The 21,759-nt window shown below is 65.3% G+C and carries 16 protein-coding genes and 2 pseudogenes; 15 read left to right on the top strand and 3 right to left on the bottom strand.

Features of this window, described 5'->3' with window-relative positions:
- Positions 1–132 precede the first annotated feature (132 nt).
- The 3 genes and pseudogenes from zigA (at position 133) to ACVW17_RS02680 (ending at position 4,296) form a co-directional block, all read left to right on the top strand.
- Positions 133–1,338 carry a zinc metallochaperone GTPase ZigA gene (gene zigA / locus ACVW17_RS02690; RefSeq protein WP_456750339.1) on the top strand — a complete coding sequence of 402 codons (1,206 nt, stop codon included), beginning with the start codon at positions 133–135 and terminating at the stop codon, positions 1,336–1,338.
- 270 nt (positions 1,339–1,608) lie between these two features.
- Positions 1,609–2,942, top strand: a pseudogene (locus tag ACVW17_RS02685) (IS1182 family transposase).
- Between the two features lie 205 nt (positions 2,943–3,147).
- On the top strand, positions 3,148–4,296 hold the full coding sequence (locus ACVW17_RS02680; protein WP_456750338.1) for a DUF3095 domain-containing protein: 1,149 nt from the start codon (positions 3,148–3,150) through the stop codon (positions 4,294–4,296).
- A 51-nt stretch (positions 4,297–4,347) separates the two neighbouring features.
- Here ACVW17_RS02680 and ACVW17_RS02675 read toward each other — a convergent pair whose 3' ends face one another.
- The 3 genes from ACVW17_RS02675 to ACVW17_RS02665 all read right to left on the bottom strand — a co-directional run bounded on the left by ACVW17_RS02675 (position 4,348) and on the right by ACVW17_RS02665 (position 6,986).
- Positions 4,348–4,791, bottom strand: coding sequence for a DUF2147 domain-containing protein (locus ACVW17_RS02675; protein WP_456750337.1), 444 nt, complete (start codon positions 4,789–4,791; stop codon positions 4,348–4,350).
- Between the two features lie 143 nt (positions 4,792–4,934).
- On the bottom strand, positions 4,935–6,320 hold the full coding sequence (locus tag ACVW17_RS02670) for an MATE family efflux transporter (RefSeq protein ID WP_456750336.1): 1,386 nt from the start codon (positions 6,318–6,320) through the stop codon (positions 4,935–4,937).
- A gap of 135 nt (positions 6,321–6,455) precedes the next feature.
- Entirely contained in the window at positions 6,456–6,986 is a 531-nt protein-coding gene (locus ACVW17_RS02665; RefSeq protein ID WP_456750335.1) for a GNAT family N-acetyltransferase, read from the bottom strand.
- Between the two features lie 150 nt (positions 6,987–7,136).
- Between ACVW17_RS02665 and ACVW17_RS02660 the strand changes: the two are divergent.
- The 12 genes and pseudogenes from ACVW17_RS02660 (at position 7,137) to ftsH (ending at position 21,756) form a co-directional block, all read left to right on the top strand.
- Positions 7,137–7,737, top strand: a pseudogene (locus ACVW17_RS02660) (superoxide dismutase).
- 205 nt (positions 7,738–7,942) lie between these two features.
- Positions 7,943–8,329 (top strand): fluoride efflux transporter CrcB, encoded by a 387-nt coding sequence (gene crcB / locus ACVW17_RS02655; RefSeq protein ID WP_456756304.1) that lies wholly within the window; start codon positions 7,943–7,945, stop codon positions 8,327–8,329.
- 1,104 nt (positions 8,330–9,433) lie between these two features.
- Positions 9,434–10,147: a protein TolQ gene (gene tolQ, locus ACVW17_RS02650; RefSeq protein ID WP_456750334.1), complete on the top strand. Its 714-nt coding sequence runs from the start codon at positions 9,434–9,436 to the stop codon at positions 10,145–10,147.
- Positions 10,148–10,190: 43 nt separating this feature from the next.
- Positions 10,191–10,658 carry a biopolymer transporter ExbD gene (locus ACVW17_RS02645; RefSeq protein ID WP_028340645.1) on the top strand — a complete coding sequence of 156 codons (468 nt, stop codon included), beginning with the start codon at positions 10,191–10,193 and terminating at the stop codon, positions 10,656–10,658.
- Positions 10,659–10,694: 36 nt separating this feature from the next.
- Entirely contained in the window at positions 10,695–11,630 is a 936-nt protein-coding gene (locus ACVW17_RS02640; protein ID WP_456750333.1) for a protein TolA, read from the top strand.
- A gap of 73 nt (positions 11,631–11,703) precedes the next feature.
- Positions 11,704–13,047 (top strand): Tol-Pal system beta propeller repeat protein TolB, encoded by a 1,344-nt coding sequence (gene tolB, locus ACVW17_RS02635; protein WP_456750332.1) that lies wholly within the window; start codon positions 11,704–11,706, stop codon positions 13,045–13,047.
- Positions 13,048–13,229: 182 nt separating this feature from the next.
- Positions 13,230–15,554 carry an EAL domain-containing protein gene (locus ACVW17_RS02630; RefSeq protein ID WP_456750331.1) on the top strand — a complete coding sequence of 775 codons (2,325 nt, stop codon included), beginning with the start codon at positions 13,230–13,232 and terminating at the stop codon, positions 15,552–15,554.
- A 172-nt stretch (positions 15,555–15,726) separates the two neighbouring features.
- A complete protein-coding gene (locus ACVW17_RS02625) occupies positions 15,727–16,461 on the top strand; it encodes an N-acyl amino acid synthase FeeM domain-containing protein (RefSeq protein WP_456750330.1) in 735 nt (244 codons plus the stop codon).
- A gap of 271 nt (positions 16,462–16,732) precedes the next feature.
- Positions 16,733–17,215, top strand: coding sequence for a peptidoglycan-associated lipoprotein Pal (gene pal / locus ACVW17_RS02620; protein ID WP_456750329.1), 483 nt, complete (start codon positions 16,733–16,735; stop codon positions 17,213–17,215).
- Between the two features lie 253 nt (positions 17,216–17,468).
- The gene (gene ybgF, locus ACVW17_RS02615; RefSeq protein ID WP_456796756.1) at positions 17,469–18,491 is read left to right on the top strand and encodes a tol-pal system protein YbgF; all 1,023 of its coding nucleotides are present in this window, start codon (positions 17,469–17,471) and stop codon (positions 18,489–18,491) included.
- 50 nt (positions 18,492–18,541) lie between these two features.
- A complete protein-coding gene (gene tilS / locus ACVW17_RS02610) occupies positions 18,542–19,576 on the top strand; it encodes a tRNA lysidine(34) synthetase TilS (protein ID WP_456796755.1) in 1,035 nt (344 codons plus the stop codon).
- 257 nt (positions 19,577–19,833) lie between these two features.
- A complete protein-coding gene (ftsH, locus tag ACVW17_RS02605) occupies positions 19,834–21,756 on the top strand; it encodes an ATP-dependent zinc metalloprotease FtsH (RefSeq protein ID WP_456750326.1) in 1,923 nt (640 codons plus the stop codon).
- Positions 21,757–21,759 lie beyond the last annotated feature (3 nt).

Below are 21,759 nucleotides of genomic sequence, written 5' to 3'. Positions count from 1 at the left end.
GCAAAGCTGATCGCGCGCCGCACTTCGGCGCTTGACAAGCGCTACGGCTGTTGATGTTATGTTATAACATTACATTAAGCGAATGCCGCATGTCCCGCCGCCGTCCATCCCTCCAGCAACTGTTTGATCTCGATGCAAAAACTCCCCGTCACCATCTTGTCCGGCTTCCTCGGGGCTGGAAAGACCACTTTGCTGAACCACGTCCTGAACAACCGCCACGGCCTGAAGGTTGCGGTAATTGTGAACGACATGAGCGAGGTGAACATCGACGCCGACCTCGTGCGCGATGGCGGTGCGAACCTGTCGCGGACTGACGAGAAGCTGGTCGAGATGAGCAATGGCTGCATCTGCTGCACCCTGCGCGACGATCTCCTGAAGGAGGTGCGCGCGCTCGCCGAGAGCGGCCGCTTCGACTATCTGCTGATCGAATCGACCGGGATCTCCGAGCCGCTGCCGGTCGCCGCGACCTTCGAGTTTCGCGATCAAGACGGCGAGAGCCTGTCCGACGTCGCGCGGCTCGACACCATGGTCACGGTGGTCGACGCCGCCAATCTGCTGAAGGACTACGCCTCGACCGATTTCCTCAGCCAGCGCGGCGAGGCGCTCGATGGCGACCGGCGCACGCTGGTCGACCTTCTGGTCGAGCAGATCGAGTTCGCCGACGTTGTCGTGCTGAACAAGATCGACGCCGCGACGCCTGCGCAGCGCGAAGCCGCCCGCACCATCGTGCGCGCGCTCAATCCCGAGGCCGACCTCGTCGAGGCGAATTTCGCGCAGGTGCCGTTCGACCGCGTGCTCGATACCGGCCGCTTCGCCTATGAGCGCGCGCAGCAGCATCCGCTCTGGCACAAGGAGCTGTACGGCTTTGCCGAGCATGTGCCGGAGACGGAGCAATACGGCGTCACGAGCTTCGTCTATCGCGCGCGGCGCCCGTTCGATCCGGTGCGCTTCCACAGCTTCCTGCGCGAGAGCTGGGGCGGGGTGATCCGCGCCAAGGGCCATTTCTGGATCGCGACGCGCCCGGACTGGTGCGGCGAGCTGAGCCAGGCCGGCGCCATCGTCCGCACCGAAGGCCTCGGCTCCTGGTGGGCGGCGATCCCGCGCGAGCGCTGGCCGGATCATCCGGACTGGAAGCTGATGATGCAGCGAAGCTGGAACGAGCTCTATGGCGATCGGCGCCAGGAGCTGGTCTTCATCGGCTCCGGGATGAACGAGGACGACATTCGCCGTCGTCTCGACGCCTGCCTCGTCAGCGGCAAACCGGGCATGGACCCGCAGGCCTGGGCAGGATTGCGCGATCCGTTTCCGCCGTGGCGACGGGCCGGCGAGGCGGCGTGAGGTCGCCGCATCTCTCCATCTCCGTCATCCCCGCGCAAAGGCTTCGCCTTTGTCGCTGGAGGAGCGCGAAGCGCGTCTCGAAGGATGAACCGGCCCCGGATATCTTCACGGGGCACCGTCCGTTCGTGGGGCAGTCGGGCCGTCGACCCTTCGAGACGCGCGCCTAGGCGCGCTCCTCAGAGGGTGTGATTTTTTTGGGGTTTCAGCGAGCATTATAGCCGAAAGCCGGCGCGGTGTGATTCTCTGGCGATGATGGATTCGCGGGAGGTGATGTTGGCTGCCGATGAGTTGTTTGGGGACCTGCCGGAGCAGGCGAAGCCACCAGTCGAAGCGGGCTTGCCCGGCGCTCCGCGGCTGCGTGAGCCCCAGCGCGACCAGATTGCGCTGCGAGCGGTTGATATTGAGAGCCTGATCGGGGAAGACCATCCGGTGCGGCTGATCTGGTCTTATGTCGAAGAGCTTGATCTGAGTGAGTTGGAGGACCGGATCAAGGCTCGCGGCGATCGTCCCGGTCACCCCGCGACCTCGCCCCGGCTTTTGCTGGCGCTGTGGCTCTATGCCGCCAGCGAAGGCGTTGGCAGCGCGCGGGCGTTGGAGCGGCTGTGCGAGAGCCACGATGCCTATCGCTGGCTGTGCGGCGGGGTGTCGGTGAACTATCACCTGCTGGCGGACTTCCGGGTCGGCAACGCCGATCTGCTTGACCGACTGCTCAGTGAGCATCTGGCAGCGTTGGCAAAGGCCGGTCTCGTCGATCTGGAGACCTTGGCGCAGGATGGCATGCGGGTCCGGGCCAGCGCCGGGGCCGCCTCGTTCCGGCGCGAGGCGACGCTGGATAAGCATTTGGCGCAGGCTGAGGCCGTGGTGGAAGACCTCAAGCGCGAGGTCGACACACGCTCGGACGCCAGCAATAAGCGTGCCCGGGCAGCCAAGGAGCGGGCCGCGCGGGAACGCAGCGCGCGGGTGAAGGCGGCGCAGACGGCGCTCGCCGAGATCAAGCAGCAGCGCAAGGAGCGCGAAGAAAGTCGCGGCAACGGCAAGACGCCGAAGGAGCCGCGGGCCTCCACGACGGACGCCTATGCACGGGTCATGAAGATGGCGAACGGCGGCTTCCGCCCCGCCTACAACGTGCAGGTGACGAGCGTGGCCGGGGAGCAGATCGTCGTCGACACCAGAATTTGCAACATCGGATCCGATCGCGGCCTGATGCGCCCCATGCTGGAGCGGCAGCGTGCGCGGCCCGGAGGGTTGCCCAAGGACCATCTCGTCGATGGCGGCTTTGGCAGTGCCGAGGACATCGAATGGGCCTATGCCGAGGGCATCGATATCTTTTGTCCGCCCACTCAATCCAAGCACGGTACCGATCCCTATCTACCGCGGCGCGGCGACGGTCCGGGGGTGGATTGGCCTGGCGTGCGCGAATGGCGAGCGAAGAGGGCAAGGCCCGATACAGGTCCCGGTCGATCTGCGAGTGCATCCATGCCCGCTGGCGCAATTGGGACCTGCGGCAATTGACCGTGCGCGGCATCGAAAAGGTCCGTGCCGTCGTGCTCTGGTACGCCCTCGTCAACAACATCCTGCAAGGCAACCGCCTCTCCAGAGCCTAAACAACGGGTCATCGCCGAACTCGAACTCAAACCTGCCAATTGCTGCGACGAACAGCCGCCAAAAACTCCGCAGGAGCCGAATCCGTCACAAGCTCTCAGGGTGACGGTGAACAGAGGGCGCGGGCTTCGCTGCAAAACCCGATCTAAAACTGTCGCGTATCTGCTACAGAGTCTGCTCTGGGCAAGGAAACAACACGGCGTTGCGATGGCTGGCGGCAGCGAGATCTTCTACGGCGGCATTCCGGTGTTTCGCGGCTTCGCGCGGCTGATGGATCCGGCGCTGTATGCGCCATTGCCCGATGACTGGACGGTCGGCGTCGCCGATATTGTGGAGTCCACCAAGGCGATCGCGGCGCAGCGCTACAAGGCGGTCAACATGGCCGGTGCCGCGGTGGTCGCTTCCGTCACCAATGCGCTCGATGGCCGCGAATTCCCCTTCGTGTTCGGCGGTGATGGCGCAAGCTTCGCGGTCTCTCCTGCCGATCTCGACAAAGCGCGAGAGGCGCTGGCGGCGACCGCGCGCTGGGTTCGCGACGATCTCGATCTGGTGCTGCGGGTGGCGCTGGTGCCGGTGGCCGCGATCCGCGCCGCGGGCGCCGATGTCCGCGTCGCGCGGTTCGGGCCGTCGGCCAATCTGTCCTACGCGATGTTCTCCGGCGGCGGTCTCGCCTATGCCGACGCCGCGATGAAGCGCGGCGAGTTCGCGGTCGATCCGGCGCCGCCGGGCACGCAGCCCGATCTGTCGGGCCTGTCCTGCCGCTTCGAGGTGATGCCGTCCGCGCGCGGCGTCATCCTCTCGGTGCTGGTGCTGCCGGCGAAGGACGCCGATCCCGCAGCCTTCCGCAAGGTGATCGAGGACATCGTCGTCCGCATCGAGAGAAGCCCCGATGCCGGCCGGCCGGTGCCGCCGGGCGGCCCGCCGCTGCGCTGGCCGCCGCAGGGGATGGAGTACGAGGCGCGGGCGCGGCGCGGAGGCTCGCTCGCGCTGCGCCGTGCCACGGTGCTCGCGTTTGCGCTGTGGGCCTACACGCTGATGCGCTTCAATATCCCGGTCGGCAAGTTCGTGCCGAAAAACTACGTGCGGCAACTGGTCGAGAACTCCGACTTCCGCAAATTCGACGACGGCCTGCGCATGATCCTGGATTGCACGCCGGAGCTTGCCGCCGAGCTCGAGCAGCGGCTGGTCGCCGCCGCCGCGCAGGGCGTGGTGCGCTACGGCCTGCACGAGCAGGATGCGGCGATGATGACCTGCTTCACCCCGTCGGTGATGCGCGCCGACCACGTCCACTTCATCGACGGCGCACGCGGCGGCTACGCCTCGGCCGCGACCGTGCTGAAGGCGCGCGTGGCGTAGATTCGCGGGAGAGGGGACGCAGTCGCTTTGCTGTCAGAGTTCGGTCAGAGATTATTTCCCGACCCGCGTCCAGGTCTCGCCGCCGCACAGCGCGCCGACGCAGCCTTCGACGCGCAGCGTGCTCTCGCCGGTCACCGAGATGCTGCTCGCATAGGTGCCGCCGTCGTCGGCATTGTAGATATGGCCCGACCATTTGCCCGCGGCCGCGGGCTGCATGCCGGAGAACAGCGGCAGCCCGATGATCGGCCGGTTGGCCAGCGAGGGATTGGGATTCTTGTTGTCGACCTGCGGCTTGCCGGTCATCGGATCGATCGGCTCGCGCAGGCTCACCACCACGCCGCAGATGCCGCCGCCGCATTTGCTGATCTTGACGCGGGCATCGCCCGCCTGGGTCTGCCAGACGCCGACAGGCTCGGGCGCGCCCTGCGCCTGCGCGGCGGGCGCGGCGAGTGCCGTCGCGATGATGGCGATCACGAATCCGAGTTTGCAGGCCATGGCTGTTCCCTAGAGGTTGGCCTGCATAACAAGTCGAAAGATTTCTGCAATGTCATATTCGCGCGATCAGGCGCACGGTACCCGGAAAAATTTTGTTGCCTGTTTCGGCGGCGGTCATGCTCAGGCAACGCGCGTGGCGGTGCTTATCCCCAGCGGGTCAACCGGATCGAGATGATGGTGGCGAGACCGAATGCCACCATCGCAGCGCCAACCAGCGCAAACAGCGTCCAGGCCGGTGCGCTCACGGAGGCGAGCCACCAGCCCCCGATGCCGACCAGCAGCAGGCGGATGGTGCCGGCCAGCACCGGTCCGCCGACCTTGGCCGCGCCCTGCGAGGAAAAATACAGGCAGACGCCGACACCGAAGAAGCCGAAGGCCGGACCCGCCAGCGCGAAATAGGACGAGGCGGCCGCAGTCACGCCGGGATCGGTGGTGAACAGCGCAATCCACAGCGTCGGCTTCAGTGCGACCACAAGTCCGACCAGCCCGACGACAAGTCCGGCGACTGTGCCCGCAGTCCACGCCACCTTGCGCGCCCGCGTCACCAGTCCGGCACCAATCGCCATGCCGACCATCGGCACCGAGGCGACGCCGACCGCGAATGCGATCGGGATCAGCAGGAATTCCAGCCGCGAGCCCATGCCATATCCGGCCAGGGTCTCGGTGCCGAAGCCGGCCAGGATCTTGGTGAAGATCAGGATGGTCAGCACGCTCTGCAACGGCGACAGACAGGAGATCGCGCCGACCTTCAGGATGTCCAGGAACATCGCGCGCTGGAAGCTGAACGCCGCGAAGTCGAGCTTCAGCCGGCTGCGGCCGGAGGCGAGATACCAGGCGAGGAAGATCGCACCGCATGTGAAGGCCGTGAGCTGGCCCGCGGCGACGCCGCGCATGCCTAGGCCTGGCATACCGAACAGGCCGAGACCGAGCACACCGCCGACCGCGATCTGGATCAGCGACGTCGTGATCAGCGTCATCGAGGGAATCCGCATGTCGCCGGTGCCACGCACCACGGAGGCGAGCGTGTTGACCAGCCAGATCGAGGTCGCGCCGGAGAACAGCACCTGCGAGTAGCGCATCGACTGCTCGAGCACGCCGCCGCGACCACCAAGCAGCGCATAGAAATCGCGGCCGAAGCCCAGCATCATCACGGTGAAGAACAATCCGGCGCAGGCCCCGATGATCGCCGCATGCAGCGCGAGGTCGGCGGCACGGTCGCGGTCGCCGGCGCCGAGCGCGCGGCTGATCGCCGACGAGACGCCGCCCCCCATCGCACCGGCCGACATCATCTGCGTCAGCATCGCGAACGGAAACACCAGCGCGATACCGGCCAGCGGCTCGGTGCCGAGCCGGCCGATATAGGAGGTTTCGGCGACCGCAACCAGCGTCGAACCGAACATCGCGATGGTGTTGGGGAGGGCGAGCCTGAGCAGCGTCGGCAGGATCGGCGCCGTGAGAAGGTCGTTGATCGGCGTGGCGGGCGCAGCCGCGGTGGGGTTGGCGTCCTCGATCGAGGCTTCGATGGTCATGCGTTCACGGCTCACTTCGCAAGCGGGAAAGGGGCGCACTGCAATTCGACGCCGGTGGACCAGGCTCGTTCAAGAAATGATGGTCAACATGTTACGAGGTTGAGCTGCCCCTCGCCACCCGCGCTCGCGCAGGGGTCACCACGGCAGGCCGCATAGGTCGATCTTGCCCTGGCGCGGCGCGCGGACGATGTCGTTGACGAACGGCGCCATCGCCTCGAAGCGGACCTGTCCCGACGGCTGTTCGCACATGATCTCGCCGGTGAAGGGATGCCAGCCGCGCGCCTGGTAGAATGCGAAATTGTGCGGTTCGCAGAATAAGATTGCAAATTTCACCGCATCATTGGCACGAATCGTGTGCACGGCGGCGTCGAGCGCGAGTGACGCATAGCCGCGGCGTCGGCAGTCCTCGCGGGTCGAGACTCCGCCGATGCCGCCGACATGCACCTTGTGGCCATTCCAGGTGATGGTCCGGAAATAGATACCGACATGGCAGGCCAACCCGCCGTCATCGGGTGCGTCGAGCAGCACGCGCAAATCCGCGTGAGCCCATTTGATACCGGCCCAGCCCTTGTTCGCCATGACCTCAGGGCTCCAGACCGCCCGAAGCAGCGGCTCGGCGCGCTGCCATGACGCAGCTCCGTTGAGAATGTCGATTTCGATGCTCATCGTCGCCGTCCTGGGTGTCGCCTTGGGTCTGCTTCGGGCCGTGCCGATCTGTCATACACGATCTGAAAATGCGGTGTTTCTCCGTCGTGGAACCTTCTATAAGGGGGACCCGTTAAGTGTAGTCTCCCACCCTCTGTTGGACATTACCCCATGACCTTCACGCTACCCGATCTGCCCTACGCCCACGACGCCCTTGCGCCCTACATGTCCAAGGAAACGCTGGAGTTTCACCACGACAAGCATCACCAGGCCCTACGTCACCAACGGCAACAACGCGATCAAGGGGACCGAATTCGAAGGCAAGTCCCTCGAGGAGATCGTGAAGGGCTCGTTCGGCAAGAACGCGGCCGTCTTCAACAATGCCGGTCAGCACTACAACCACATCCACTTCTGGAAGTGGATGAAACCGAATGGCGGCGGCAGCAAGCTGCCCGGCCGGCTGGAAAAGAAGATCAACGAGGACCTCGGCGGCTTCGAGAAGTTCAAGGCCGACTTCGCCGCCGCCGGCGTCGGCCAGTTCGGCTCCGGCTGGGCCTGGCTGCAAGTCAAGGGCGGCAAGCTCGAGATCGCCAAGACCCCGAACGGCGAGAACCCGCTGGTTCACGGCGCGGTGCCGATCCTCGGCGTCGACGTCTGGGAGCACTCCTACTACATCGACTACCGCAACCGCCGCCCGGACTATCTGAAGGCGTTCGTCGACAGCCTCGTCAACTGGGACTACGTCGACGAGCTGTTCGGCAAGGCCGGCTGAGCATAGTGGCCGTCATTCCGGGGCGACGCGCAGCGTCGAGCCCGGAATCCATCGAGCCGCGGGTTCGGTGGATGAATGGATTCCGGGTTCGGTCCTGCGGACCGCCCCGGAATGACAAACGAGAGTTTTTGAGACGGGCGGCAGCATCAATTGCCGCCCTTTTTGTTTCCTTGCGACAACGGCCGCCATGCGGCACAAAGCCCGCATGGGGCAACTGGCAAGCTATCTCCTCGTCTTCTTCGGCGGCGGTCTCGGCGCGACGCTGCGCCACCTGATCAACGTCACCTGCGCGCGCTGCATCGGCACGGCGTTTCCCTACGGCACCTTCATCATCAACATCACGGGCTCGACCGTGATGGGCCTGATCGCCGGCTATCTCGCCTTCAAGGGCGAGGCCTCGCAGCCCTGGCGGCTGTTTTTGATGACCGGCATCCTCGGCGGCTACACCACCTTCTCCGCGTTCTCGCTCGACGCCGCGCTGCTCTACGAGCGCGGCGAGCTCGGCCTTGCCGCGCTGTACGTCGTGGGCTCGGTGGCGCTGTCGATCGCGGGATTGTTCGCCGGGCTCGCGATCGTGCGGCATCTGACGTGAGTCGAAAATCCTTCACCCGTCATTCCGGGGCGCGCCCCTTGGCGCGAACCCGGAATCCATTTCTCCTCGCTTGATGTGGCTCAATGGATTCCGGGTTCTCGCTTCGCGAGCCCCGGAATGACGGGGATGGAGGGGCGGCCCATACATCTGATTTGCCCGACGGCGCAAGCCCCCGCAGCGAAAATATTTCGCTTTATCCGAAGCGCGACTCAGTGCTATAAATCCGAAGTCTCGCCCGATCGAGGGGCGCTTCGCGGTCGTCACGAACGCGGGTCGAGATGCGGTGGACGCTGATTGCGCAACTGACGAGTGCGCATGAGGCGGACGGCGAAGTCGTGCAGGCCTGACGCCCTAGCGGTAGGTGTCTCTTCCGATTGCGCAAATGCGCGTTGTGAAGACGGTGACAACAAAGCCAAGTCTCGCCGGGGAGAGCACGTATAAGCCGTAACCCATCGCGCAGGGAAAGCCGGATTGCTCCGGTTACACCTGTGGTCCTACCCCCGTGCTTTCTACCCATTGCACGGGGCCCATGGGTGCGATCGGCACCCGGCTTTCCCTGCGCCCTCACCAACGGAGAGGGCGGAACGAGAAGCAAGACTCGGACAAATCATGTCGCGAGAACGCGAAGCTGTATCCCATCCTCATTGTCGTCCTGGCGAAAGCCAGGACCCATTACCCCGAATGCGCATTGTTGCACGACGCTGGGGCCGCGATCCCGTTCATCACCGAACGTGGTGGTTATGGGTCCTGGCTTTCGCCAGGACGACGCGCGGGAGGAGCCGTCCGCTACCCTCCCTCCGGCGGCATCCCATTCATCTCCGGAACCCGCCAACCGGCTCCGCCGGCGGCATTTCCCGCCTTCAAATTTCCCTTTGGTAACCTCGCCTTAACCATGATTAGCGTTTGGTTAGGGTCGGAATGCCGCGTGAAAAGCCCTCGTTTTGACATGTTGGCAGGGGAAGCAGGGCCCGGCTTTGGACGGGCCCCCCATGCGACAGATGTAAGAGGCTCTCGCGCAGTTTTGCCGCGCGGGGCGCGGCCGTGGAAGGGATGCCGATTGGCGGCCCGCCGAATTGGGACACTTGCGTTGAGAGGATATTGCCGATGAATCCCGCCGACGTGGCTCAATCTAGTCTGCCACTGGCATCGAGCGATGTGTCGCTCATCGCGTTGTTTTGGCAGGCTCATTGGGTCGTCAAATGCGTGATGCTGGGACTTCTGTCCTGCTCGGTCTGGGTCTGGGCGATCGCGATCGACAAGGTCCTGCTGTACGCCCGCACCAAGCGGGCAATGGACAAGTTCGAGCAGGCCTTCTGGTCCGGCCAGTCGATCGAGGAACTCTACCGGGCGCTCTCGGCCAAGCCGACCCAGTCGATGGCGGCCTGTTTCGTGGCGGCGATGCGGGAGTGGAAGCGCTCCTTCGAGAGCCAATCGAGGTCCTTTGCCGGCCTGCAGGCCCGAATCGAGAAGGTCATGAACGTCTCGATCGCCCGGGAGGTGGAGCGGCTGGAACGCCGGCTCCTGGTGCTGGCGACTGTCGGCTCGGCCGGCCCCTTTGTCGGCCTGTTCGGCACCGTCTGGGGCATCATGTCGAGCTTCCAGTCGATCGCGGCCTCGAAAAACACCTCCTTGGCGGTGGTGGCGCCCGGCATCGCGGAAGCGCTGTTTGCCACCGCAATCGGCCTGATTGCCGCAATTCCGGCGACTATTTTCTACAATAAGTTCACCTCGGAGGTGAACCGGCAGGCCGCCCGCCTGGAGGGGTTCGCCGACGAGTTCTCCGCCATCCTGTCGCGTCAGATCGACGAGCGGGGCTGAGATCAATGATGGTCACGATGATCACTCTTGTGAGCGCACGATCATGGCGATGAGCATGGCAGGGTCCGGCGGTGGTGGCAGACGCCGCCGCGGGCGCAAGCCGGTCATGGCCGAGATCAACGTCACGCCGATGGTCGACGTGATGCTGGTGCTCTTGATCATCTTCATGGTCGCGGCGCCGCTGATGACGTCGAACATCGACATCGACCTGCCGGTCGCGAGCGGCGGCAAGTCGATCTCGTCGAACCAGCCCCCGCTGACATTGTCGGTCAAGCGCACCGGCGGCGGCTGCAACTCGAATGTCGAGCTCTATCTGGGCGACGCGCCGGTCACGGCCGCCGATTTCCCGGCCAAGATCAAGGCGATCGGCGACGCACGCTCGGATGCCGAAAAAGTGGTCTACCTGCGTGGCGACAAGGACGTCTGTTACACGGATATGATGAAATTGCTCGGCGAGGTCCGGGCCGCGGGATTCAAGGCGAATATCGTCATCATCCCGGAGGGTGGCTAACGACCATGTGCGGCAAGAGGCACGGGGAAGCCTGATTTGAAGGTCAAGGTCGACAAGACTCTGGCGGCATCGATTGTCCTGCACGTCCTCGTGATCGGGTGGGGCCTCGTGTCGTTTTCGACCCGGGCGTATGTGATGCCGGAAGAGGAATCGGTCGCCGTCGACGTGATCTCCTCCGACCAGCTCTCGCATGTGATGTCCGGCCAGAAGGACGGCAAGAAGGAGAATCCCAAGCCGCTGGTCGACAAGGTCGCCGAGGCCAAGCCGGTCGACGACATGGTCGGCAAGGTCGAGGAAAAGAAACCGCCGGTCGTGACCGAAACCGCGCCGCAGCCGACACCGAAGGTGGAGAAGCCGGAAGACAAGAAGCCGGATCCGCCGAAGAAGGTCGAGAACAAGCCGAAGGAAGAGCCGAAGCCGGTCGAGAAGAAGCCCGATCCGGAGAAGCCCGACCCGATCGCGGAAGCGATCAAGAAGGAAGAGAAGAAGCCGCCGCCGAAGCCGGTTCAGCAGGCCGCCAAGCCGCCGCCGGAGCAGAAGCCGAAGGATCGCGTGTTCGACCAGAGCAAGATCGCAGCGCTGCTCGACAAGCGCGACCCGACGCGCGCCGCGGCGACCGGCGATGCGCTCAATGCCAACGCCGCGCTCGGCACGGCGAAGGGCAAGGCTGCGGACAACTCCGCGACCTGGGGCGCGATGTTCCGGCAGCAGGTCGAACGGTGCTGGAAGAACAAGCCCTACGGCAGCATCGAGGAGCAGCGGACCCAGGTGGTGATCGACGTCGATCTGAAGCGCGACGGCACGCTGGCGCGCATGCCGGTCGCGGAAGGCTCGCCGAGCACGCCCTACATGCGCGTCTATCAGGAGAGCGCCTTGCGCGCGATCATCGCATGCCAGCCCTACAACCTGCCCGCGGGCTGGTTCGACGAATGGAAGGCATTCGCACCGGTGTTCAAAGAGAATAATACTTGAGATCAGACGCGACGCTTTGGCCAATAGCAGACAAAGTCCACCGACAATGACCGATAACAATGATTTGCGTGCAATGATGTTTCGCCTCGATCGACGACAGATGATTTCCGGCATGGCCGCGCTTGGTGCGCTCGCGGCGGCGCCGCTCCGTCAAGCCTTCGGACAGGAAGGCGGGCGCAAACAGATTCCGGTCCCGGGCGGCGAGTTCGCGCCGGTGCCGATCGCGATCCCGAATTTTTCGGCCGGCACGCCCGGCGACACCGAAGTCGGCGTCGGCGTCGCGCAGGTCATCACCAACAATCTGAAGCGCAGCGGCTTGTTTGCGCCGATCGATCAGTCGGCCTATCTCGAAAAGCAGGTCAACATCGACGCGCCGCCGAACCTGAACAACTGGGCCAGCATCAAGGCGCAGGCGCTCGTGGTCGGGCGCATGACCCGGCAGGGCAACGGCCGGGTGAAGGCGGAATTCCGGCTCTGGGACGTCGGCACGGGGCAGCAGCTCGCCGGCCAGTCCTACGACACCTCGGCCGAATACTGGCGGCGCATCGCCCACATCATCTCCGACCAGATCTACGAGCGCATGACCGGCGAGAAGGGCTATTTCGATACCCGCGTCGTGTTCGTCGACGAGAGCGGCTCCGCGGACCGCCGCGTCAAGCGCCTCGCACTGATGGACCAGGACGGCGCCAATGTGCGCTATCTGACCCGCGGCTCGGACCTCGTGCTGACGCCGCGCTTCTCGCCGTCGACCCAGGAAATCACCTATATGGAGTTCGGGCAGGGCGACCCGCGCGTCTATCTGCTCAACATCGAGACCGGCCAGCGCGAGATCGTCGGCAACTTCCCCGGCATGTCGTTCTCGCCGCGCTTCTCGCCCGATGGCCAGCGCGTCATCATGAGCCTGCAGCAGGGCGGCAACTCCAATCTGTTCGTGATGGATCTGCGCTCGAAGTCGATGACGCGGCTGACCGACACGCCGGCGATCGACACCTCGCCGTCCTACGCGCCTGACGGCACGCGGCTCTGCTTCGAATCCGACCGCGGCGGCAAGCCGCAGATCTACGTGATGCCGGCAACCGGCGGCGCCGCGCAGCGCATCTCGTTCGGCGACGGCACCTATTCGACGCCGGTGTGGTCGCCGCGCGGCGACTACATCGCGTTCACCAAGCAGGGCGGCGGGCAGTTCGCGATCGGCATCATGAAGCCGGACGGCTCCGGCGAGCGCATCCTGACCTCGGGCTTCCACAATGAAGGCCCGACCTTTGCGCCGAACGGGCGCGTCGTGATGTTCTTCCGCGATCCCGGCGGCAACAGCGGCCCGTCGCTGTTCACCATCGACGTCTCCGGGCGCAACGAATTGCGGGTGCCGACCCCGGGATTCGCCTCCGACCCGGCCTGGTCGCCGCTGTTGTCGTGAGTCATGCAGGGCTGCCCCGAGGAACCTTTGGGCGACCGGCAGTTCTTACCTAGCGCATTGTTTCTTATTGTGAATCCCGGTAGCCGATCGGCTACGGCAACGACTCGCTAACGATGTTCCCTCAGAAAGACTTCACCTGCCATCGGTAAGAGTGCGAGCTGAAAAGGACGCGCGCTCTCACAATGCAGTTTGCAAGTCAGACGGGAGACCCGGACCAGTCAATGTCGCCGACGATCTCCGCGGCGCTGGTCGATTCCCTGTTCATGAACCCCGCGCCCATGATCTTCGGCGCCTTCGGCCCCGCCATTGCGGGCGCCGTGATTGCGTTCGTCACCGGCAATCTGTTGTCCTGGCTGTGCGTGCCGCTGTTCATCGTGGTGGGCCTGGCGCGCGCGTGGCAGATGTACCGCTACCAGCAGCGCAATTCCCGGCTCACCATCGAGGAGTCCGTGACCTGGGAGAAGCGCTACCGGATCGGCAGCCTCGCCTACGGCATTGCGCTCGGCCTGTGGGGCGCCGCCGTCCTGGTCACGACCAACGATGCCGCCGCCCACATGCTCTGCGTGACCACGGTTGTCGCCTACACCTCGGCGGGGGTCGGTCGCACCTTCGGCCGGCCGCAGATCTTCCATCTGCATCTGTTGATGTCGATCGGTCCCCTGATCGCCGGGCTGATGTATGTCGGCGGTCCCTATCACATCGCGCTTGCGCTGCTCAGCCTGGTGTTCTTCAGCGCCATCCGCCACCTCACCACGAGCCTGCAGCGCATCTACGTCAATGCCTGGATCGCCAAGGAGCGGGAGGCGGCGCTGGCGGGCCAGTTCGACACCGCGCTCAACAACATGCCGCACGGCCTGTGCATGTTCTCGGCCGACGGACGCCTTGCGGTGATGAACCACCGCTTCATCGAGATGATGGAGCTGTCGGAGGACTTCGTGCAGCGCGGCGCCAGCGCGACCGATATCTGCAATGCCTGCGTGCTGTCCGGCGCGATCTCGGCCGCCGCCGCGCACCAGATCCTCTACGAGATCGAGAGTTCGCAGCGCGGCGACATCGTCACCAGCGACCCCGATCCGGCGCAGAACCGGTCGCTCGACTGGACGTTCCAGCCGATGGCCGGCGGCGGCACGGTGGTGCTGGTCGAGGATATCACCGAGCGCAAGGACGCCGAGGCCCGGATCAGCCATCTCGCGCGCTACGACGAGCTCACCGCGCTGCCCAACCGCGTCAATTTCCGCGACGAGATCGGCCGGCTGCTCGCCATGCAGCACGGCGAGCATCGCTCCGCATTGCTGTTCGTCGACCTCGACCAGTTCAAGCAGGTCAACGACACGCTCGGCCATCCCTGCGGCGACCAGTTGCTTTGCGCGGTCGCCGAACGGCTGCGCGAGATGCTGCGGCCGGAGGATTTCGTGGCACGGTTCGGCGGCGACGAGTTCGTCGTGTTCCAGCAGAACATCCACTCGCATGAGGACGCCGCCGCGCTGGCGCGGCGCATCGTCGACCGGCTCAGCGAGCGCTACAAGATCGACAACCATCTGGTCGAGATCGGCGCCAGCGTCGGCATCGCGATGACGGCGCCCGGGGTCGGCGCCGACACGCTGTTGAAGAACGCCGACATGGCGCTCTACCGCGCCAAGGCCGACGGCCGCGGCACCTTCTGCTTCTTCCGCGACGAGATGGCGCAAACCGTCGAGGCCCGCCGCATCCTCGAGCTCGACCTGCGCAAGGCGCTGGCCAACGAGGAATTCGAGCTGTTCTATCAACCGCTGATCAACCTGAAGTCCGGCAAGGTCTCGACCTGCGAGGCGCTGCTGCGCTGGAACCACCCGGCGCGCGGCACGGTCTCTCCGGTCGACATCATTCCGGTCGCCGAGGACATGGGCCTGATCGTCGATCTCGGCCGCTGGATCCTGCGCAAGGCCTGCATGGAATGCATGAAGTGGCCCGAGGCGGTCAGCGTCGCGGTCAACTTCTCGCCGCAGCAGTTCCATCAGCGCGACGTGCTGAGCGAGGTTCGTTACGCGCTCGAGGTTTCCGGCCTGCCGGCGCACCGGCTGGAGATCGAGATCACCGAATCCTCGCTGCTGCACAATACCGAGCTGACCCACGATGTCCTCTCGCAGCTGCGCTCGCTCGGCGTGCGGATCTCGCTGGACGATTTCGGCACCGGCTATTCGTCGCTCAGCTACCTGCACAATTTCCCGCTGCAGAAGGTCAAGATCGACCGCTCCTTCCTCGAAGGCATCGACAGCGATCGCCCGCTGACCCTGCTGCGCGGGGTGGCGCGGCTGTCGGCCGATCTCGGCATGTCGGTCGTGGTCGAGGGCATCGAGACCAACGAGCAGCTCGAGCTGATCAGCGCCGACGGCGCGGTGACCGAAGCACAGGGATACCTGTTCAGCCGGCCGGTTCCCGCGGTGCGCATCCGCCAGCTGCTCAACGCCTCCCACGGCCGGCGGGCCGACGAGCAGCTGCATGTGGTTCCCTCGCGCTCGATTGCTTGATCCAGCGCAACAACTCAATCGATAGTTGTGGCGACTCTCTACTGCACGAGATGAAGTGCACTGTTGCGGTCAGAGGTTAACCGTATTGCTGCGATTGCTTTGACGAAAATTAAGAAGCTGTTAATCTTTTGGCACGCGCGTTGAAGTTGTTGGGTTGTTCAGGGAGTACCAAATGAGGTCCGCGGCCGAAGCCATCAAGCCCGCGACAGGAAGGCTTGCGGACCCTCTCGATCAAGTCGACTACCGCCTCGCTCAGACCCCGGAACAGAAAGACGAGATCTACCGGCTCCGCTATCGCGCCTATCTGCGCGAAGGCGCGATCCGGCCTTCGGCCGACGAGCGCGTTGTCGATGCGTTCGACGATGCGCCGAATGCCTGGGTGTTCGGCGTCTACCTGCAAGGCGAGCTCTGCAGCTCGATCCGCATCACCGTGGCGACGCCGGAGTGGCGCTCCTCGCCGACGATCGAGGTGTTCGGCGACGTGCTGCTGCCGAAGCTCGACCAGGGTCTCGTCTTCATCGATTCGACGCGCTTCGTGGCGGATCCCGACAAGGCGCGGAACAATCCCGAACTGCCCTATGTCACGGTGCGGCTCGGCTCGACCGCGGGCGTGCATTTCAATGCCGATTACGGCTTAGCGCCGGTCCGGCCGGAGCACATGGCGTTCTATCGGCGCGTGTTCCTGCACGAGACCTGGTCGGAGCCGCGGCTCTATCCCGGCCTCGTCAAGCCGGTCGGCTTGATGGCGTCGCATCTGCCGACGGTGCGGGAGCGCGTGCTTGCCCGCTATCCGTTCCTGCGCTCGAGTGCCTTCGAGCGGCGGATGCTGTTCGACCGGGAGGGCCAGCTGCAGCCCGACGGGTTTGTCCGGCCGTTCGAGCGTGCCTCGATCGTGCCGAATCCCTGAGAAAACCGGCGTTCTGATCGATCTGGCGCTGACCACCTGTTGCGCGCAGGTCAAATTGCCCTGCAAAAGCGGCCGGTTCCGGCGAACCTTGCCTTCCCTTCACCATCGCGCCACATTTGCCACCCATTAACCATCGGGGGCGCTTTTCGCCATTGCCTGGCATTTGATGGGGTCCAGCAAGGTCTCGTCAAGGTTGACGGAACGTTCGCTTAACCATCGCCCTGTAGACCGATTGGGTAGTACGAAGAGCGTGAGCGTGGAGGCTCCGGGAATGAATTATCTCCAGGGTATGAAGCTGGTTGCGGTTCTGGCGGTGGCGCTGTCGATGGGCGCCTGCGCCAACAAGAACCCGTTGGACGCCAATGGCGCAATCGGGGGCGCCGCGGCCCCGGGCAGCCAGCAGGATTTCGTGGTCAATGTCGGCGATCGCGTATTCTTCGAGAGCGATCAGACCGATCTCAGCCCGCAGGCGACGGCGACCCTCGACAAGCAGGCGCAGTGGCTGCAGACCTACAACCGCTATTCCTTCACCATCGAAGGTCATGCCGACGAGCGCGGCACGCGCGAATACAACATCGCGCTCGGTGCTCGCCGTGCCCAGTCGGTTCGCGCCTACCTCGCCTCGCGCGGCATCGATCCGAGCCGCATGCGCACCATCTCCTACGGCAAGGAGCGCCCGGTCGCGGTCTGTAACGACATCTCCTGCTGGTCGCAGAACCGCCGCGCCGTCACCGTGCTGAACGCCAGCTCCTGACGCGATCGCTGGATCGATTTTCCGAGCCGGCGCCTTCGGGCGCCGGCTTTGTTTTTGACCGCGCGAAAGCCTGGCACGCCGCCGTCATCAAGATGAACGAAGCTGCGCGCAATTGGCCGCTTGCTTGTTCCACCGTCCGTACTAAACCGGTATCTGCGACGCTGCGGCGGATTTGAACTGCCAGTCACAATTCCGGCGTACTCCGTCCCTCAATGTCGCTCGCTTTTCACGTCGATCTCGTCGTCAGGGCAAAATGTCATCCAGGCTTCATTTCCTTTCTTCCGCCGCGGCGATCGCGGCGCTGTTCGCCGTTTCCGCACCGGTGTTTGCCCAATCAGACGATTCCGATGCGGAGATGCGGATCGAGCGGCTCGAAAATCAGCTGCGACAGCTGACCGGCCAGAACGAGGAGCTACAATACCGCAACCGCCAGCTCGAGGAGCGGCTGCGTCAGCTTGGCGGCCAGCCGCCCGGCGCTCCCGGCCAGGCTCCGGCAGCCCAACCCAACGTCGCGGCGGTGCCGCCGGCGCAGCAGCCGCAGGCCTATCCGCAAGCTCAGCCCGGCTACGGCCAGCCGCAGCCGGGCTATGGCCGGCAGCCCCAGGGCGGCTATGACCAGCAGCAGATCGCCGCGCCTGCGCCGATCGTGCAGGAGGCGGCGCCGTCGGCTTCTCCGGGCCGCCGCGGTCGCGGCGACGCCTTCGACCCGAACCTGAATCCGAACGCCCCGGGTGCGCCGCGCGCCCTCGGTGGCGGCCAGATGCCGATGCCAGGCGATGCGGCGGTCGGTGCGCCCGGCGGCCGCGGGGCGGGCGAGCCGCTCGAACTCGGCAACACCAGCCCGCAGCGCGCCCCCGGCGCGAGCGCAGCGCTGACCACATTGCCGCCGTCGGCGACGTCGAAAGACGAGTTCGACCTCGGCATCGGCTACATGCAGCGCAAGGACTATGCGCTCGCCGAAGAGACCATGAAGAACTTCGCCCAGAAATATCCGAGCGATCCCTTGGTGGCGGACTCGCAATACTGGCTCGGCGAAAGCTATTTCCAGCGTCAGCAGTATCGCGACGCGGCGGAAACCTTCCTCGGCGTGACCACCAAATACGACAAGTCCGCGAAGGCCCCCGACGCCCTGCTGCGGCTCGGCCAGTCGCTGGCCGCGCTGAAGGAAAAGGAAGCCGCCTGCGCCGCGTTCGGCGAGATCACGCGGAAGTATCCGCGCGCCTCCGGCGGGGTCAAGGCTGCGGTTGACCGCGAGCAGAAGCGCGTGAAGTGCTAAACCGGCAAGGGAAGGCCGCTTCCGGCCTTTCCGCGAATGCTGGTCTTGCGATGCCTGACGACCAAACCGCCATCCGGGCCAAGGACGCCAAGCGCCTGTTCGCGGGCCTTGCGTCGGCGCCGGCGATCGTGCTCGCGGTGTCCGGCGGTCCCGATTCAGTCGCGCTGATGTGGCTCGTCGCGCGCTGGCGTCGCGCGCTGGCGCGAGGACCAAATCTGGTGGCGGTCACGGTCGATCACGGCCTGCGTCCGGAAGCGGCGCGCGAGGCGCGCGACGTCAAGCGCCTCGCGCGCAGCCTCGACCTGCCGCATCACACGCTTCGCTGGAACGGGCCGAAGCCCGCGACCGGCGTGCCCGCCGCAGCACGCGCGGCGCGCTATCGCCTGCTCGCGCAGGCCGCGCGCAAGCACGGCGCCACGCACATCCTGACCGCGCACACCCGTGACGACCAGGCCGAGACGCTGTTGATGCGGATGCTGCGCGGCAGCGGTGTCGCGGGCCTTGCGGCGATGGCGCGCGAGACCGAGCGCGACGGCATTGTGCTGACGCGGCCGCTGCTCGATGTCTCCAAGGCGCAATTGATTGCAACGCTGAACAAGGCGCGGATCGGCTTTGCCGACGATCCGACCAACCGCGATGTGTCCTTCACGCGGCCGCGGCTGCGCGCGCTGATGCCGCTGCTGGCGGAGGAGGGCGGTGACGCGCGGAACCTGGCACGGCTTGCGGCGCGGATCGCGCGCGCCAATGCCGCGTTGGAGGTGCTGGTCGACGGCGCCGAGCGCTATCTTGCGTTGAAAAGCGAGGATAACCTTGGTGCCGGTTTCGACGCTGCCCTGTTCGCGGTGATGCCCGACGAAATCCGTCTTCGCCTGCTGAAGCGCGCCATCGACCGCACCGGACATGAGGGGCCGGCCGAACTCGGCAAGGTCGAAACTCTGCTCGCGGCCGTCGATGAGGCGTTGGATCGGGCTTCGAGACAACGCGAATCCAGGCTGAAACAGACCCTTGCCGGAGCGGTCGTCAGCGTCGCCTCCGGGCGCATCAGGATCAGCCCGGCGCCGCCCCGCCGGGGGCGTTCCGGCTAGGCCCGGTTCGATTGGTTCAATCGCTGTCATAATCCGGCAAGGTGGCTTAACCACCCCGGAAAAACACCGGATTCTGCGTCATTTTTTGACCGGGAATCGGGCTAGGATGCGGTAAATAGTCGTGCGCAGTTCCCTTGGCATCGACCCCTGCGGCACCTAGATTGTATGCCATCACGGGATGGATTCCCTGGGGATTCCCACAGAGCCTGCCCAAGGATAGAGAGAGGCCGCGATCCGCGCGACCACGAAGGAAGACCATGAACGCCAATCTGCGGAATTTCGCCCTCTGGGTCATCATTGTCCTGCTGCTGCTGGCGTTGTTCACGCTTTTCCAGAATCCTGGCCAGCGCTCGTCGTCCTCGGAGATCTCGTTTTCGCAGCTTCTGACTGAAGTCGATCAGGGCCATGTCCGCGACGTCGTGATTCAGGGGCCGGATATTCACGGCACGTTCAATAACGGCACCAGCTTCCAGACCTACGCGCCGAGCGATCCGACGCTCGTGAAGCGGCTCTATGACGCCAAGGTGCAGATCTCCGCGAAGGCGCCCGGCGACAACGTGCCGTGGTTCGTCTCGCTTCTCGTCTCCTGGTTGCCGTTCATCGCGCTGATCGGCGTCTGGATCTTCCTGTCGCGACAGATGCAGGGCGGCGCCGGCAAGGCGATGGGCTTCGGCAAGTCGCGCGCCAAGATGCTGACCGAAGCGCATGGCCGCGTCACCTTCGAGGACGTCGCCGGCGTCGACGAGGCCAAGCAGGATTTGCAGGAGATCGTCGAGTTTCTCCGCGACCCCGGCAAGTTCCAGCGGCTCGGCGGACGGATTCCGCGCGGCGTGCTGCTGGTCGGCCCTCCCGGCACCGGCAAGACGCTGATCGCGCGCGCGGTGGCGGGCGAAGCCAATGTGCCGTTCTTCACCATCTCCGGTTCTGACTTCGTCGAAATGTTCGTCGGCGTCGGCGCGAGCCGCGTCCGCGACATGTTCGAGCAGGCCAAGAAGAACGCGCCCTGCATCATCTTCATCGACGAAATCGATGCGGTCGGCCGTCATCGCGGCGCCGGTCTCGGCGGCGGCAATGACGAGCGCGAGCAGACGCTGAACCAGCTGCTGGTCGAGATGGACGGCTTCGAGGCCAATGAAGGCGTGATCCTGATCGCGGCGACCAACCGTCCCGACGTGCTCGATCCCGCGCTGCTGCGTCCCGGCCGCTTCGACCGTCAGGTCGTGGTGCCGAATCCGGACGTCGTCGGGCGCGAGCAGATCCTCAAGGTGCACGTCCGCAAGGTGCCGCTGGCGCCGGATATCAACCTCAAGACCATCGCGCGCGGCACCCCGGGCTTCTCCGGCGCCGACCTGATGAACCTCGTCAACGAGGCTGCGCTGACCGCCGCCCGCCGCAACAAGCGGATGGTGACGCAGGCCGAGTTCGAAGAGGCCAAGGACAAGGTGATGATGGGTGCCGAGCGCAAGTCGCTTGTCATGACCGAGGAAGAGAAGCTGCTGACGGCCTATCACGAGGGCGGCCACGCCATCGTCGGCCTCAACGTCGTCGCCACCGATCCGATCCACAAGGCGACCATCATCCCGCGCGGCCGTGCGCTGGGCATGGTGATGCAGCTGCCGGAGCGCGACAAGCTGTCGATGTCGCTGGAGCAGATGACCTCGCGCCTCGCCATCATGATGGGTGGCCGCGTCGCGGAGGAGCTGATCTTCGGCCGCGAGAAGGTGACCTCGGGTGCCGCCTCCGACATCGAGCAGGCGACCCGCCTGGCCCGCATGATGGTGACACGCTGGGGCCTTTCGGAAGAGCTCGGCACCGTCTCCTACGGCGAAAACCAGGACGAGGTGTTCCTCGGCATGTCGGTCTCGCGCACCCAGAACGCGTCCGAGGCCACCGTCCAGAAGATCGACTCGGAGATCAAGCGTCTGGTCGAGGAGGGCTACAAGGAAGCGACCCGCATCCTGACCGAGAAGCACGACGATCTCGAAGCCCTCGCCAAGGGTCTGCTCGAGTTCGAGACGCTGACCGGCGACGAGATCATCGACCTCTTGAAGGGCAAGAAGCCCAACCGCGAGTCGGTGCTGGAGCCGTCGACGCCGCGCGCCTCCGCCGTGCCGCCAGCCGGCAAGCCGCGCCCGCGTCCCGATCCGGACACCGGCCTGGAGCCGCAGCCGCAGGCGTAAGCC

The organism is Bradyrhizobium sp. USDA 4473 (genome assembly GCF_054063335.1).
This window is presented reverse-complemented; position numbering and strand designations above follow the sequence as displayed.